The sequence below is a fragment of the Streptomyces sp. NBC_00086 genome (assembly GCF_026343255.1).
GTDB lineage: Bacteria > Actinomycetota > Actinomycetes > Streptomycetales > Streptomycetaceae > Streptomyces.
Map to the genome: position 1 here is coordinate 6200180 of NZ_JAPELZ010000001.1, position 15373 is coordinate 6215552.

At 70.9% G+C, this 15373-nt stretch carries 11 protein-coding genes; 3 read left to right on the forward strand and 8 right to left on the reverse strand.

The annotated features are described in order from the left end of the window. Positions 1-9: 9 nt before the first annotated feature. Entirely contained in the window at positions 10-1977 is a 1968-nt protein-coding gene (locus OG276_RS28090; protein WP_266909479.1) for a helix-turn-helix domain-containing protein, read from the reverse strand. 146 nt (positions 1978-2123) lie between these two features. Then, positions 2124-3152: a mechanosensitive ion channel family protein gene (locus OG276_RS28095; RefSeq protein WP_266909480.1), complete on the reverse strand. Its 1029-nt coding sequence runs from the start codon at positions 3150-3152 to the stop codon at positions 2124-2126. Between the two features lie 50 nt (positions 3153-3202). Here OG276_RS28095 and OG276_RS28100 point away from each other — a divergent pair, with 50 nt between their 5' ends. Continuing rightward, on the forward strand, positions 3203-3772 hold the full coding sequence (locus OG276_RS28100; protein ID WP_266909481.1) for a dienelactone hydrolase family protein: 570 nt from the start codon (positions 3203-3205) through the stop codon (positions 3770-3772). A 104-nt stretch (positions 3773-3876) separates the two neighbouring features. Here OG276_RS28100 and OG276_RS28105 read toward each other — a convergent pair whose 3' ends face one another. The 5 genes from OG276_RS28105 to OG276_RS28125 form a co-directional block, all read right to left on the reverse strand. Then, positions 3877-4815 (reverse strand): zinc metalloprotease, encoded by a 939-nt coding sequence (locus tag OG276_RS28105; protein WP_266913168.1) that lies wholly within the window; start codon positions 4813-4815, stop codon positions 3877-3879. A 222-nt stretch (positions 4816-5037) separates the two neighbouring features. Then, positions 5038-6717 carry an alkaline phosphatase gene (locus OG276_RS28110; RefSeq protein WP_266909482.1) on the reverse strand — a complete coding sequence of 560 codons (1680 nt, stop codon included), beginning with the start codon at positions 6715-6717 and terminating at the stop codon, positions 5038-5040. A gap of 108 nt (positions 6718-6825) precedes the next feature. Then, the gene (locus OG276_RS28115) at positions 6826-7623 is read right to left on the reverse strand and encodes a DsbA family protein (protein WP_266909483.1); all 798 of its coding nucleotides are present in this window, start codon (positions 7621-7623) and stop codon (positions 6826-6828) included. A 73-nt stretch (positions 7624-7696) separates the two neighbouring features. Next, positions 7697-8386, reverse strand: coding sequence for a hypothetical protein (locus OG276_RS28120; protein ID WP_266909484.1), 690 nt, complete (start codon positions 8384-8386; stop codon positions 7697-7699). Between the two features lie 50 nt (positions 8387-8436). Beyond that, positions 8437-9762 carry a DUF2252 domain-containing protein gene (locus OG276_RS28125; protein ID WP_266909485.1) on the reverse strand — a complete coding sequence of 442 codons (1326 nt, stop codon included), beginning with the start codon at positions 9760-9762 and terminating at the stop codon, positions 8437-8439. 171 nt (positions 9763-9933) lie between these two features. On the opposite strand from OG276_RS28125, the gene dnaE reads away from it, so the two are divergent. Next, positions 9934-13479 (forward strand): DNA polymerase III subunit alpha, encoded by a 3546-nt coding sequence (gene dnaE / locus OG276_RS28130; protein ID WP_266909486.1) that lies wholly within the window; start codon positions 9934-9936, stop codon positions 13477-13479. Positions 13480-13573: 94 nt separating this feature from the next. Here dnaE and OG276_RS28135 read toward each other — a convergent pair whose 3' ends face one another. Then, positions 13574-13744 carry a hypothetical protein gene (locus OG276_RS28135; RefSeq protein ID WP_266909487.1) on the reverse strand — a complete coding sequence of 57 codons (171 nt, stop codon included), beginning with the start codon at positions 13742-13744 and terminating at the stop codon, positions 13574-13576. Between the two features lie 223 nt (positions 13745-13967). On the opposite strand from OG276_RS28135, the gene OG276_RS28140 reads away from it, so the two are divergent. After that, entirely contained in the window at positions 13968-15305 is a 1338-nt protein-coding gene (locus OG276_RS28140; RefSeq protein ID WP_266909488.1) for an NYN domain-containing protein, read from the forward strand. Positions 15306-15373 lie beyond the last annotated feature (68 nt).

A 15373-nucleotide genomic window follows, 5' to 3' on the forward strand; every position in this document is an offset into this window, starting at 1 on the left:
CCCCGCTCCTCACCCCATGCGCGGGGCGGGCCCGGACCCGGGCCCGAACCCGGGCCCGGATTCGGTGCGCCGTTCGTGCAGTACGTCGCGGGCCTTGCGCAGCCGCAGCGCCATCTGGATCTCCAGGGCCCGGTCCGGCCTCTGCCAGTGCGGGCCGAGCAGCTCCGTGATGCGCGCCAGGCGGCGCGAGACGGTGTTGGCGTGGACGTGCAGCGCCTCGGCCGCACGGGTGGGGCTGCCGCCCGACTCGAAGTACGAGTCCAGCGTGCGGGTCAGCTCCGTGACGCGGGTCCCGTCGTAGTCCAGGACCGGGCCGATCGTCGACCCGATGAACGCCTCCACGTCATGGTCGGTGGACAGCAGCAGTCCCAGGAAGCCCAGTTCGCTCAGCGAGGCGGTTCCGCCGGCGCCGTCGAGGGCCGTCAGGGCGTCCAGGCAGCGCACGGCCTCCGCGTACACCTGGGCCACCTCGCGGGCGCTGCGCGAGGGCCCGGCGGCCCCGGTGGACACCGGGTGCCCGAGCAGCGGTGACAGCTCGGCCGACACCTGGCGGGCGGCGGCCGAGGCGTCGTCGCCGGGGACCACGAGCACGATGCAGCCGCGGCGCACGCCCTTGAGTCCGTTCATCCGATGGGCGTACGAGGAAGCCCAGGCCACCGCCCTGCCCAGCTCCCCGCCCTCCGGCCGGGCCACCACCACCACATGGGGGCGGTCCAGCTCGATCCCCAGGCGCCGTACGCGCTCCAGCAGGTGACGGTCGGAGCGGGTCGGCCGGTCCAGCAGCTCCTGGAGCAGTTCCTCGTGGACCGGGCCCTCGGCGGCGGCGGTGCCGCGCTGGATCAGGATCAGCGAGGCCACGGTCTGGGCGGCCATCCGCAGGAGCCGTACGTCCTCGACCGTCAGCGGCGCCGAGGCGTGCAGCACCAGGGCGCCGAGCTCCTCGGCGCCGGCCAGCACCGGGGCCAGCCACACGTCGCCGGGCAGTTCCACGGGCCGCAGCCCGTGGGCCGTCAGGGCCGCCCGCGCGACGGCCTCCTCGTCGAGGTCCGCCGGCAGCTCACCGGTGGAGACCAGCACCCGCCCACCGGGATCCCGGACCTGGACGACCGCGTCCAGCGCGTCCGCGGCCGCCCGCGCCAGCGCCGACAGGCTCGCCCCGTCCAGCACCAGGCCGGCCAGCCGGGCGTGGCACTCCCACAGGTAACGGACCCTGGTCAGGGTGGAGTTGGTGTGGGATCCGAACCGCTCCAGCTCGGCGACCTCCTCCTGGGTCTGCTCCAGCAGGCGCGCCTTCTCGATGGCGACGGCCGCCAGGTCGGCGAGCGAGAGCAGCAGCCCGATCTCGTCCGGGGTGAAACGGCGTACGTCACGCTGGGCGCCGTACAGGGCGCCGAGCGTGGAGTTCCCGTTGCGCAGGGGCACGGCGATGATCGCGTGCAGTCCCTCGGCCCGGGCCACGGTGTCGATGCCGGGGCCGTGCGGGACCGTGTCGTCGTTCAGGTAGTCGGCGCTCCACAGGGGAGCCCGGCGGGTCTGGGCGGCGCTGCCCAGCCCCGTGCCCAGCTCCATCCCTATGTTCTGCGTGGTGGTCTCGCCCTCACAGGTGCGGACGTAGCCGGTGCCGTCCGGGCGGTTGAGGGACACCCAGGCCATGTCGAGGCCGAGCAGGCGCCGAGCCCTCCGGTTGATCACGCGGAGCAGGCCGTCCAGGTCGTACGGCGAGGTCAGGTCGTGCGCGGTGTCCACCAGCGCGGCCAGGGAAGCCTGTTGCTGCCGGCCGATCACGGCGTTCGCGCGCACGGCCCCGGCCAGCTCCAGGGCCCGGGTAAGCTCGGCGACCTCCGCCTCCCCGGCCCCGGATCTTCGGGCCTCGTGCAGCAGGGCCTCGAACAGGCCGGGCGGAGCTTCCTGCGCGAGGAGCTCCAGCACGGCCAGCGCGCCGGACCCTCCCCGGTGGGAACCGATCTCCGGTGCCATGCGTGTCTCCCCTCGTCTGACCAGCGCAAATCAAGCCAGCTCCCCGAACCTAGGTTCCGTCCGCCGAAGGGTCAAGCGGGGCCTGTCCTTTGCGGCCGGCAAGACGGTGCGGGGGAGCCAACTCCCGTGCCCTACCTGCCTGTACGTCAGGGGGCGGGCGGGTGAACCGCCTCCGCCGTGACGATGCGGGGCAGGGCGTACGGGTGGTGCGCAGTCAGCCAGGTGATCAGGCGTTCGCGGACCGCGCAGCGGACGGTCCAGACGGCGTCCCCGTCCTTCGCCGTGACCACCGCGCGGACCAGGATGGTGTTCGGGGTGGTGTCGGTGACCGCCAGGGAGCCGGTGCGGCCGTCCCATTCCGGGATGTCCTCCAGGATCCGCTGGAGCTGCTCGCGCATCAGGTCCACCGGGGCGCTGTGGTCCAGGTGCCAGAACACGGTGCCCGTCATCTGCGCGCCGCCGCGCGACCAGTTCTCGTAGGGTTTGCTCGTGAAGTACGAGACCGGCATCGTGATCCGGCGCTCGTCCCAGGTGCGGACGGTGAGGAAGGTGAGGGTGATCTCCTCCACCGTGCCCCACTCCTTGTCCACCACCACCGTGTCGCCGATCCGGACGGTGTCGCCGAAGGCGATCTGGAGTCCGGCGAAGAGGTTGCCGAGTGCGGCCTGCGCCGCGATGCCCGCCACGATGCCGAGCACGCCGGCCGAGGCCAGCATCGAGGTGCCGACCGTCCGCATCTCGGGGAAGGTCAGGAGCATCGCGCCGAGGGCCACCACGATCACCACCGCCGTGACCACCCGCTGGATCAGCGTGACCTGGGTGCGGACCCGGCGCACCCTGGCCTGGTCGGAGGCGTCGGCCGCGTAGCGGGCGTACGTGGAGTCCACGATCGCCGTCGTGATGCGGATCAGCAGCCACGCGGCCGCGGCGATCAGGATCAGGGTCAGCACGTGCCCGGGGCCGTCCGCGCGCCGCCGCACGGCCTGGAGCAGGGAGGTGGCCAGGACCACCAGGAACGGCGGGCGGCAGCGGCGCAGCAGCCCCCACAGCGGGGTCTCGCTGTGCCGGGCGTCGGCGCGGCGCAGCAGCAGGTCCAGCAGCCAGCCCGCGAGCAGGGTGACGGCCAGGGTGCCGGCGACGGCCGCGATCGGGCGCAGGAAGGAGTCCGTGTCCATGCAGGCCAACGTAACCGGAGGGGGTGCGCCGAAACTGGCACGATGGGGGCATGAACATCATGCTTTTCCATTCGACCTACGGGCTGCGGCCCGCCGTGCGGGAGGCGGCCGACCGGCTGCGCGCGGCCGGGCACCAGGTCCAGGTGCCGGACCTCTTCGAGGGGCGCACCTTCGAGACCGTCGAGGAGGGCATGGCCCACCAGGAGGAGATCGGCCGCGACGAGCTGCTCAAGCGGGCGATCCTGGCCTCGGCCCCGTACTCCGACCAGGGCCTGGTCTACGCCGGCTTCTCCTTCGGGGGCTCCATCGCCCAGCACCTGGCGCTCGCCGACGAGAAGGCGCGCGGGCTGCTGCTCCTGCACGGGACGGCCGACCTGGAGGAGGGCGTCTACGTCGACGAGCTGCCGGTGCAGCTGCACATCGCCGACCCGGACCCCTTCGAGCCGCACGACTGGCTGACGGCCTGGTACCTGCGGATGCGCAAGGCCGGGGCGGACGTGGAGGTCCACGGTTATCCGGGGGCCGGGCACCTGTTCACCGACCCGGGACTGGACGACTACGACGCCGAGGCGGCGGAGCAGGCCTGGTCGGTGGCCCTCGCCTTCCTCGACGGTCTCTAGGCCGGTCTCTCGGCCGGTCTCTCCGACGGTCTTCGGGCGGAACACGGCAATGGGGCCCCGCGTGCGGGGCCCCATCGTCATGACTGCGTCAGAGCGCCGGAGCGTCAGCCGCGGTAGGCCGTCCACATGCTCTTCATGCGGGCCACCTGGCCCGCGGTGAACTGGTACATGCAGTTGTCGTACGTGTAGTCCATGAAGTTGTGGATCGGGTCGACGCCCGCCTTGCTGGCGCAGGTGTCACGGCCGGTCGGGCACTCGAAGGCCGCGCTCTTCTCGGCCGGGGTGTCCGAAACGGAGTCGCCCGCGCCGTTACAGCCGCCCTGGAAGGTGTGGTAGAGACCCATCCAGTGGCCGACCTCGTGGGTCGCGGTGTCGCCCTCGTTGTAGTTGGCCGCGGAGCCGCCCGGCAGCGAGGTGTCCAGGACGACCACGCCGTCCATCTTCGGCTGGGAGGCGTAGGAGCTGGGGAAGGTGGCCCAGCCCAGCAGCCCGCCGGAGAGGTTGGCGGTGTAGAAGTTCAGGGCGTTCGCCCCGCCCTTGCGCAGGGTGTTCTTCATGGTCTTCTCGGCCGTGGAGCCGGAAGCCAGGTTGTACCAGCTCGCGTTGTCCGTGTAGTCGGTGCCCGCCAGGGTGAACTGGTAGGTGCTGTCGACGTTTCCGGTGCCCTGGCCGGCGTAGGCCGCGTTGAGGACCGCCAGCTGCTTGCTGATGTCGGTGGCCGTCAGCTTTCCGGTGGTGCCGGAGTGGATGACGTGGAAGTACACGGGGATGCTGGTGGCGGCCTCGGCGGCGCGAAGGCTGCGGTGCTCCTTCGAGATCTTGTCCAGCTTCGCCTTGAGGTCGGCGTCCATGGCCTTGGACTGGGCCTCGGTGACCTCGTTCGGCTCGGCCGCGTGCTGGTCCTTCGGGCGCGCCACACGGGCGTTGGCCGCGGCGCCGGTCTCCTCGGCGCACACCTCGGCGCCGGTCTTGGCGGCGGCGACCGTGGTGGGGGCGGCGAGCGGGGTGAAGGCCAGGGTGCCGGCGAGTACGGCGGTACCCATCAGGCGGCGGCGAAGAAGGGGGGATATGCGGGCAAGAGCGCGCACGTGTGCTCCTCGCGAGTGGGGGGTAGAGCGGGAGGGATCTCCTCGGCTGGCGGGAATCTTACGTGCGCATGTCATAAACAGGTCAAGTGCTCTACGTAAAAGATTTGTTGCTTCTGATGCCAAAGGGGCGCCTGGTCTACGCCAAGCGCCCCTCCGGACGGGAAATCCGACGGTGCGTCAGCGCACCGGCCGGTCCGCCCGCTCGACCTTCTGGGTCCCGTTCAGCGTGCGGTACGAGCGGGCCCAGGCGGCCGTGGCGTCCTGGCGCCGCTTGTCCGAGACCACGTAGTAGTCCATCTGCGAACGCTCGGCCGTCACGTCCAGCACGCCGTAGCCGTGGGCGTCCATGTCCAGCCACTTCACGTGCCGGTTGGCGGCCTTGATGGCCGTTTCGGCCACCAGCGAGGCCGTGTCGGCCGGTACGTGCAGCAGGTCGTCGATGTTGTCGGAGGTCACCGAGGTCACCACGAACTCCACGCCCGCCGACCGCGACCACGGGTAGGTGGCCGCCGTCACCGGGACGTCGTTCGCCCAGGCCATGTGGATGTCACCGGTCAGGAAGACGGTGTTGCGGACGGAACGGTCCGTCAGGTGCCCCAGCAGCTCCCGGCGGTCGTCCGTGTACCCGTCCCACTGGTCCACGTTGATCGCGAGGCCGCCCGCGGGCAGGCCGAGCAGCTCGGCGAGGGGAGCCAGCAGGTGCGCGGGCAGCGAGCCGAAGGCCACCGGCGAGATCATCACCGAGGTGCCCACCAGCTTCCAGGTGGCCTGCGAGCCGGCCAGCCCGGCCTTCAGCCAGTCCAGCTGGGCGCGCCCGGTGATGCTGCGCTCCGGGTCGTCCACCGCGCCGCTGCCGATGCCCGCCTGCTGCGAGCGGAAGGTCCGCAGGTCCAGCAGGTGCAGGTCGGCGAGGGTGCCGAAGCGCAGCCGGCGGTAGACGGTGCCCTCGGTGGAGGTGCGCACCGGCATCCACTCGAAGTACGCCTGGCGGGCGGCGGCCGCTCGGGCCGCGAAGGAGCCCTCGGTGGCGGCATCGTGGTTCTCGGCGCCGCCGGCCCAGGTGTCGTTGGCGATCTCGTGGTCGTCCCAGATCGCGATGACGGGGTGGGCCTGGTGCAGGGCCTGCAGGTCGGGGTCGGTCTTGTACTTCCCGTGCCGGGTGCGGTAGTCGGCCAGGGTGAGGATCTCGTGCAGCGGCTCGTGCTGCCGTACGACGTACTTCGCCTCGGGGTAACCGCCGCTCTTGTACTCGTAGATGTAGTCGCCCAGGTGCAGTACGGCGTCCAGATCGGCCCGCGCGGCCAGGTGGCGGTACGCGGAGAAGTAGCCGGCCTCCCAGTTGGCGCAGGAGACCACGCCGAAGCGGATCCCGGCGGGCGCGGTCGTGACGGCGGGGGCGGTACGGGTGCGGCCGGCCGGGGAGACGGTGGCGCCGGCGGTGAACCGGTACCAGTAGGCCGTCTGCGGGCGCAGGCCCCGTACGTCGGCCTTGACGGTGTGGTCGGAGGCGGCGCTCGCGGTGACGGAGCCGCTCGCGACGATCCGGGAGAAGGCCTTGTCCTCGGCGATCTCCCAGCCCACCGCGACGGCCGGGCCCGCGCCGGAGCCCGGTACGGCCGCGGCGGTCGGGGTGACGCGGGTCCACAGCAGGACCCCGTCGGGGAGCGGGTCGCCCGAGGCGACGCCGTGCAGGAAGGAGGGGGTGTCTTCACCGGTGGCGGCGTGGGCGGCTTCGGCACCCAGCGCGGCGATCGGGACGAGTGCCGCCGTGGCCGCCGCGGCCAGGACGACCGTACGGCGGCGGGGAGCCGGCAGGGAGGCCGATTCCGGGGCGGAGGGGGAGAGTTGACTGGTCACGGATGATCATATTACCGGCGGGTATTCGCTCCGGACCAGACCCGTGGAAGCAACGGACGGGCGAACTCTGGGAGTTCGCCCGTCCGTCGGTGATCCAGCCTCAAAGCCTCAGCCGGCGATGGCCTTGTCGATCGCCGTCGTGAACGCCTCGGGCGTCTGCGGCAGCGGGTCGATCTTCTTGCCGTCCATCTTCAGCGTCGGCGTGCCCTTCGCACCGCTCTTGTCGAAGGTCTTCGACATCTCCAGCGCCCACCGGTCGTAGGTGCCCTCGTCGAGCGCCTTCTTGAACTCGGCGTTCCCCTTGAGCGCCGGGACCTGGTCCGCGACGAGGAGCAGGTAGGCGTCCTTGGCGAACTTGTCGTCCTTCTCCTCCGGGTGGTTCGCCGCGGAGTAGAGGGCCGTCTTGTACTCCAGGAACGCCTCGGGGCTGACGTTGAGGGCCGCGCCCAGCGCGCTCAGGGCGTTCTTGGAGCCGCTGCCGGGGAAGCCGTTGTCCAGGAAGGTGGCCCCGATGAACTGGATCTTGTACTTGCCGGCGTCGACGTCCTTCTTGACCTGCGGGCCGACCGCCTGCTCGAAGCTCGCGCAGACCGGGCAGCGCGCGTCCTCGTAGAGCTCCAGGGTCTTCTTGGCGTCGGCCTTGCCGATGACCACCGTCGTGCCGTTCTCGCCCGAGGTGTTCTTCGGCGCGACCACGGGGGCGTCGGCGGCCTTCTCCCAGGCGCTCGGCTTGTTGGACTGGACGACGGCGTAACCGACGCCGCCGGCCAGGGCGAGGGCGGCCACGACGCCGCCCGCCACGAACACCTGCCGGCGGACCTTGGCCTTCTTGGCCTGCTGCTCGCGCTCGATGCGCAGCTTCTCGCGGGCCGCCGCCTTGTTCGCCTGGCTGTTGCGTGCGCTCATCGTTCTCTCCGTGGGGTGTGGCTCCGCTGTGGAGCCGGCTGTCAGGGGGGACTGGAGGGACTGCCCTCGGACCTCAGGCGCGAGCGAACGCGCCGGGTACGCGAGGAGGTCCCCGCCGTCCCACGGAGTGCACGGGGAAGCGGGTACGGGCCACCGTGCTCGCGAGCGCCGCCCGCGGCGAGCGCCGCACCGGAGCCAGGATCCGCGCCGCACGGGCCGAGGCCATCCGCAGCGGCCGGAAGGCGCAGGCGGACGCGGCGCGCAGCAGCCGGCCGAGGGCCCGCTCCCCGCGGTGCAGCCACAGGGAGGCGAGCAGTCCGACCGAGACGTGCGCCCCCAGCAGCAGCCAGGGGGCCCACGGTCCGGGAGCGGCCAGCAGCGCGGCCGGGTCGGCGGGCCCGCCCACCTCGGCCAGTGACCCGCCCACCGGGCTGCCGCCGCAGAAGTCGGCCAGCCCCATGGCCCGCAGCGGACCCGAGACGGGGCCGCCCGCGGGGCCGTAGCAAAGGTGCTGGCCCGAGGTCAGGACGGTGTCGGCGGCCAGTTCCAGGGGGACGAGCAGCCCGGCGATGTGACCGAGGCCCCGCTCGCGTCCGGCCAGGGCGAAGGCGATCGCGAAGACCGCGACGAAGGCCCCTCCCACCAGGGCGGGAGGCAGCGGCACCCGGGACATCAGGACGTGCGAGCCCGTCGAGAGCAGCACGACGACCGCGCTGAACAGCGCGGCCCGCAGCCCTCGGAGTCCCACCCCGGATATGTCCATCGTCGCGAGTGTGCCATGCGTCCCTGTGAGGACGGGCCGAAGGTCCCCGCCTAGGCCAGGATCCGGCCGTTGCGGAAGAGGTCCACGAAGATCTGGTGGTCGGCCCGGGCCCGGGCGCCGTAGGCGTGCGCGAAGTCCACCAGCAGGTCCGCGAAGCCCTCCTCGTCGGCGGCGATGGCCGCGTCGATGGCCCGCTCGGTGGAGAACGGGACCAGCGTCTGGCCGCTCTCCTGCGCGTCCGCCGCGCCGTGCATGGTCGCCGTCGCCCGGCCCAGGTCGGCGACCACGGCCGCGATCTCCTCCGGGTCGTCCAGGTCCGACCAGTCCAGGTCCACCGCGTACGGGGAGACCTCCGCGACCAGCTGCCCGGCCCCGTCCAGCTCGGTCCAGCCGAGCCACGGGTCGGCGTGCGCCTGCAGGGCCCGCTGGGAGATCACGGTGCGGTGCCCCTCGTGCTGGAAGTACTCGCGCACCGAGCGGTCGGTGACGTGGCGGGACACGGCCGGGGTCTGCGCCTGCTTGAGGTAGATCACGACGTCGTTCTCCAGGGCGTCGCTGTGCCCCTCCAGCAGGATGTTGTACGAGGGCAGGCCCGCCGAGCCGATTCCGATGCCCCGGCGGCCCACCACGTCCTTGACCCGGTAGGAGTCCGGGCGGACCAGGGACTCGTCGGGAAGGGTCTCCAGGTACCCGTCGAAGGCGGCGAGCACCTTGTACCGGGTGGCCGCGTCCAGCTCGATGGTCCCGGGGCCGGGGGAGAAGCGGCGCTCGAAGTCACGGATCTCGGTCATCGAGTCGAGGAGCGAGAAGCGGGTGCGGCGGCGGGCGTCGCGCAGGGCGTCCAGCAGCGGACCCTCGGCGGTGTCCAGGGTGAAGGCGGGGACCTCGTCGTTCTTGGCGCCCGTCGCCAGCGCGTGGATGCGCTCCCGGTAGGCGGCCGCGTAGATCCGTACCAGCTCGCTGATCTGGTCGTCGCTGAGCGCCTTGGTGTAGCCGAGCAGGGCGACGGAGGCGGAGAACCGCTTCAGGTCCCAGGTGAAGGGGCCGACGTAGGCCTCGTCGAAGTCGTTGACGTTGAAGACCAGCCGGCCCTGGGCGTTCATGTAGGTGCCGAAGTTCTCGGCGTGCAGATCGCCGTGGATCCACACCCGGCCGGTGCGCTCGTCCAGGTACGGGCCGCCGTGCCGCTCGCGCTCCAGGTCGGCGTAGAAGAGGCAGGCCGTGCCCCGGTAGAACGCGAAGGCCGAGGCCGCCATCTTGCGGAACTTGACCCGGAAGGCCGCGGGGTCGGCGGTGATCAGCTCGCCGAAGGCGATGTCGAACACGTCGAGTATCTGCTCGGCGCGCTGCTCGTCGGTCGTCTCGGGAACCGCCATGGCGGGTGCCTCCAGGTGGTGCGGTGGATCGGCGTTTTTGATCGGGCGCCGCGGACACGCGTCCTTGGGTCTGCAACGGACGAAGGTACCCGTCGGTGCCCGGGAACTGTCACTCGGGCCACGTAGGATTCATAGCTGCCGCCCCTCTCTCCCCGCCCGGAGGCCCCCACCGTGACCAAGACGCCGTTCACGCACCTGCACGTCCACACCCAGTACTCCCTGCTGGACGGTGCCGCGCGGCTGAAGGACATGTTCAACGCGTGCAACGAGATGGGCATGACGCACATCGCCATGTCCGACCACGGCAACCTGCACGGGGCGTATGACTTCTTCCACACGGCGAAGAAGGCCGGGGTCACGCCGATCATCGGCATCGAGGCCTACGTCGCCCCCGAGTCCCGGCGAAACAAGCGGCGCATCCAGTGGGGCCAGCCCCACCAGAAGCGCGACGACGTCTCCGGTTCCGGTGGTTACACCCACAAGACGATCTGGGCGGCGAACTCCACCGGCCTGCACAACCTCTTCCGGCTGTCCTCCGACGCGTACGCCGAGGGCTGGCTCACGAAGTGGCCGCGCATGGACAAGGAGACCATCAGCCAGTGGTCGGAGGGCCTGATCGCCTCCACCGGCTGCCCCTCCGGCGAGCTGCAGACCAGGCTGCGCCTCGGCCAGTTCGACGAGGCCCTGAAGGCCGCCTCCGAGTACCAGGACATCTTCGGCAAGGACCGCTACTTCCTGGAGCTGATGGACCACGGCATCGAGATCGAGCGCCGGGTCCGCGACGGGCTCCTGGAGGTCGGCAAGAAGCTCGGCATCCCGCCGCTGGTGACGAACGACTCGCACTACACGTACGCCCACGAGTCGGCCGCGCACGACGCCCTGCTGTGCATCCAGACCGGCAAGAACCTCTCCGACCCGGACCGCTTCCGCTTCGACGGCACCGGCTACTACCTGAAGTCCACGGAGGAGATGTACGCCGTCGACTCCTCGGACGCCTGGCAGGAGGGCTGCCGCAACACCCTCCTGGTCGCCGAGCAGATCGACACCACCGGCATGTTCGAGGCCAAGAACCTCATGCCGAAGTTCGAGATCCCGGAAGAGGGCTTCACCGAGGTCACCTGGTTCAAGGAGGAAGTGCGGCGCGGCATGGCCCGCCGCTACCCCGGAGGCGTCCCCGACGACCGGCAGAAGCAGGCCGAGTACGAGCTGGACGTCATCATCCAGATGGGGTTCCCGGGCTACTTCCTCGTCGTCGCCGACTTCATCATGTGGGCCAAGAAGCAGGGCATCGCGGTCGGCCCCGGCCGAGGCTCCGCCGCCGGCTCGATCGTCGCGTACGCCATGGGCATCACCGACCTCGACCCGATCACCCACGGCCTGATCTTCGAGCGCTTCCTGAACCCCGAGCGCGTCTCCATGCCCGATGTCGACATCGACTTCGACGAGCGCAGGCGCGTCGAAGTGATCCGGTACGTGACCGACAAGTACGGCGACGACAAGGTCGCCATGATCGGCACGTACGGAAAGATCAAGGCGAAGAACGCCATCAAGGACTCGGCGCGAGTCCTCGGCTACCCGTACGCCATGGGCGACCGGCTCACCAAGGCCATGCCCGCCGACGTCCTCGGCAAGGGCATCGACCTCAACGGCATCACCGACCCCTCGCACCCGCGCTACGGTGAGGCCGGCGAGATCCGGGCGATGTACGAGAACGAGCCTGACGTCAAGAAGGTCATCGACACCGCCCGCGGCGTCGAGGGCCTGGTCCGCCAGATGGGCGTGCACGCCGCCGGCGTGATCATGTCCAGCGAGCCGATCGTCGACCACGCGCCGGTCTGGGTCCGGCACACGGACGGCGTGACCATCACGCAGTGGGACTACCCCCAGTGCGAGTCGCTCGGCCTGATCAAGATGGACTTCCTGGGCCTGCGCAACCTCACGATCATGGACGACGCCGTCAAGATGGTGAAGGCCAACAAGGGGATCGACCTCGATCTCCTCGGCCTGCCGCTCGACGACCCCAAGACCTTCGAACTGCTCGGCCGCGGCGACACCCTCGGCGTGTTCCAGTTCGACGGCGGGCCCATGCGCTCCCTGCTGCGCCTGATGAAGCCCGACAACTTCGAGGACATCTCCGCCGTCTCGGCCCTGTACCGGCCGGGCCCGATGGGCATGAACTCGCACACGAACTACGCCCTGCGCAAGAACAAGCAGCAGGAGATCACCCCGATCCACCCGGAGCTGGAGGAGCCGCTCAGGGAGATCCTCGGCGTCACCTACGGCCTCATCGTGTACCAGGAGCAGGTCCAGAAGGCCGCCCAGATCATCGCCGGCTACTCGCTCGGCGAGGCCGACATCCTGCGCCGCGTGATGGGCAAGAAGAAGCCCGACGAACTGGCGAAGAACTTCGTCATCTTCGAGGCCGGCGCCAAGGAGAAGGGCTTCAGCGACCAGGCGATCAAGGCGCTGTGGGACGTCCTGGTCCCCTTCGCCGGCTACGCCTTCAACAAGGCCCACTCCGCCGCGTACGGCCTGGTCTCCTACTGGACCGCCTACCTCAAGGCCAATTTCCCGGCCGAGTACATGGCGGGCCTGCTCACCTCGGTCAAGGACGACAAGGACAAGTCCGCGATCTACCTGAACGAGTGCCGCCGGATGGGCATCAAGGTGCTCCCGCCGAACGTGAACGAGTCGGAGGCGAACTTCGCCGCCCAGGGCGACGACGTGATCCTCTTCGGCCTCACCGCCGTGCGCAACGTCGGCACCAACGTCGTCGAGTCGATCATCAAGAGCAGGAAGGCCAAGGGGAAGTACTCCACCTTCCCCGACTTCCTCGACAAGGTCGAAGCGGTCGTCTGCAACAAGCGCACCGTCGAGTCCCTGATCAAGGCCGGGGCCTTCGACGAGATGGGCCACACCCGCAAGGGCCTGGTCGCCCACCACGAACCGATGATCGACAACGTGGTCGCCGTCAAGCGCAAGGAGGCCGAGGGCCAGTTCGACCTCTTCGGCGGAATGGGCGACGAGGGCGCGAGCGACGAGCCCGGGTTCGGCCTCGACGTGGAGTTCTCCGACGTCGAGTGGGAGAAGGCCTACCTGCTCGCCCAGGAGCGCGAGATGCTCGGGCTCTACGTCTCCGACCACCCGCTCTTCGGCCTGGAGCACGTGCTCTCCGACAAGACCGACGCCGGCATCTCCCAGCTCACCGGCGGCGAGCACGGCGACGGCGCGGTCGTCACCATCGGCGGCATCATCTCGGGCCTCCAGCGCAAGATGACCAAGCAGGGCAACGCCTGGGCCATCGCCACCGTCGAGGACCTGGCCGGCTCCATCGAATGCATGTTCTTCCCCGCGACCTACCAGCTCGTCTCCACCCAGCTGGTCGAGGACACCGTCGTCTTCGTCAAGGGACGCCTGGACAAGCGCGAGGACGTCCCCCGGCTGGTCGCCATGGAGATGATGGTCCCCGACCTCTCCAACGCCGGCACCAACGCCCCCGTCGTCCTCACCATCCCGACCGTCAAGGTCACCCCGCCGATGGTGACCCGGCTCGGCGAGATCCTGCGCCACCACCAGGGCAACAGCGAGGTGCGGATCAAGCTCCAGGGGCCGCGCACCACCACCGTGCTCCGGCTCGACAAGCACCGGGTCAAGCCCGACCCGGCGCTCTTCGGCGACCTCAAGGTGCTGCTCGGCCCCTCCTGCCTGGCCGGCTGACCAGTCCCTTTCCGCCCACGCGCTGCCCGCTCCGCACGCCGGAAGGCCCGCCCCTGTCGACGGGGGCGGGCCTTCCGGTGTACGCGGGGAGTCGTCAGTTGTGGCCGAACTTCTTTTCCCTCTTCTTGCCGGCCATCTGCAGCGGACTCGGGGCCGCCGGGGCGGAGGCCGGGGGCGAGGATTCCATCGAGGTCTTCGCCGGATCCTGTGCGGCCGAGCGGTCCTGTGACTTGGCAGGCTGCTGGCGGTTCTTGTTCTTGGCCATGGAATGCCTCCGTGGGGGGTGTAGGGGCCAGGGCCGCCTTCACACTCACACAGCGCCGTAAACGGCGCATTTTGGATCATTACCGCGCGTAGTCGGGGCTCCTGTCGGGGAACTCTGAGAGATACGCCACGCCGATGATCGAGTTCCGGCCGTCAAGGCCGTTGCCGTCGGGCAGACTCGGGGAAACCGCGAAAGACACAGAGGACCCCCAGGGAAGAAGAGGGTGGTACGCGTGGACCGCTGCGTCGTCCTGGTGGACGCCGGCTACCTGCTGGGCGCCGCCGCGAGCCTCCTCGCAGGAGAACCGTCCCGCTCCCGGATCACCGTCGACCATGCGGCGCTCATCCAGGGCCTGCGCGAACGCGCCGAAGCCGACACCGAGCAGCCGCTCCTGCGGATCTACTGGTTCGACGGCGCACCCGACCGGGTGCCCCAGCCCGAGCACCGGCGACTGCGCGTCATGCCCCGCGTCACCGTCCGCCTCGGCGCCCTGACCCGCAGCGACGGCCGCTGGGCCCAGAAGGGCGTCGACGCGGCCATGCACGCCGAGCTCACCGAGCTCGCCCGCAACCGGGCCTGCTCGGACGTCGTACTCGTCACCGGCGACGGCGACCTGCTGCCCGGCCTGATGTCCGCCAAGGAACACGGGGTCGCCGTCCACCTGTGGGCCGTCCAAGCCGCCGACGGCGACTACAACCAGTCCGAGGACCTCGTCGCCGAAGCCGACGAACGCCGCGTCCTGGACCGCACCTGGATCACCCGCGCCGTCCGCGCCCGCGACCTCACCGGACTCTGCGCCCCGGCGCCGGCCCCGCGCCCCGAGATCGCCGCCATCCTCTCCGCACCGCTGCCCGAAGCCGCCCTCGCCGAAGCCGCCCGCGGCAACGGCAACGGAACCCGGCCCCCGGCCCCCGTGGAGCCCGAGGAGGGCGGCGTGGCGGCCACCGCCGGGGCCACCACCGCCAACGGCAAGACCGTCCCGACCCCGAAGGACCTCGCGGGCGCCCTGCGCGCCCCCGGCACCGCCGCGCCCGCCCCCGGGCCCGGCCCGGCCCTCGGGGCCGCCCCGGCCGGCAGCGCCCTGCGGTGGTCCTCCGACAAGGGGTGGATCGACCGCGGCGGACCGCTCGGCGAGCCCGCCGAGACCGCCTCGCTGCCCACCCTCGCCCAGCTCACCTCCGCCGAGCAGCGCTGGGCGGACCGCGAGGAGGACATCACCACCGTCGGCGGCGACCCCTTCGAGGTCGGCCAGGTCTTCGCCCGGCGCTGGATGGAACGGCTCCCGGAGACCGTGCACCTCCAGAAGCTCGCCACCATGTACCCGCGCATCCCGCACCGGATCGACGGCGAGCTGCTGCGCTACGCCGCCCGGTTCGGACTCCTCGCGCACAAGGACGACCAGATCGACGAGCACGACCGCTACGCCATCAGGGCCGGCTTCTGGCGCGAGATCGACGTGCGGGCGGCCGCGGAACACGTGGCCGGCGCCGGATCGCCGGCCGGACCGGCCCCCGTCGGCGCCCCCGTCGCGGTGGCCCCGGCGGCCCCGGCAGCCGAGTAGGGGCCAGAACCCCGTAGGCTGCTCCCTCGTGAGTACGGGGACAGCACAGGCGGATACGGACACGGCAG

What these genes read in the sequence shown, in the direction of transcription:
- OG276_RS28090 (WP_266909479.1), bottom strand. Translation starts at nt 1,977, where the DNA reads ATGGCACCGGAGATCGGTTCCCACCGGGGAGGGTCCGGCGCGCTGGCC.
- OG276_RS28095 (WP_266909480.1), bottom strand. Translation starts at nt 3,152, where the DNA reads ATGGACACGGACTCCTTCCTGCGCCCGATCGCGGCCGTCGCCGGCACC.
- OG276_RS28100 (WP_266909481.1), top strand. Translation starts at nt 3,203, where the DNA reads ATGAACATCATGCTTTTCCATTCGACCTACGGGCTGCGGCCCGCCGTG.
- OG276_RS28105 (WP_266913168.1), bottom strand. Translation starts at nt 4,815, where the DNA reads ATGGGTACCGCCGTACTCGCCGGCACCCTGGCCTTCACCCCGCTCGCC.
- OG276_RS28115 (WP_266909483.1), bottom strand. Translation starts at nt 7,623, where the DNA reads ATGAGCGCACGCAACAGCCAGGCGAACAAGGCGGCGGCCCGCGAGAAG.
- OG276_RS28120 (WP_266909484.1), bottom strand. Translation starts at nt 8,386, where the DNA reads ATGGACATATCCGGGGTGGGACTCCGAGGGCTGCGGGCCGCGCTGTTC.
- OG276_RS28125 (WP_266909485.1), bottom strand. Translation starts at nt 9,762, where the DNA reads ATGGCGGTTCCCGAGACGACCGACGAGCAGCGCGCCGAGCAGATACTC.
- OG276_RS28135 (WP_266909487.1), bottom strand. Translation starts at nt 13,744, where the DNA reads ATGGCCAAGAACAAGAACCGCCAGCAGCCTGCCAAGTCACAGGACCGC.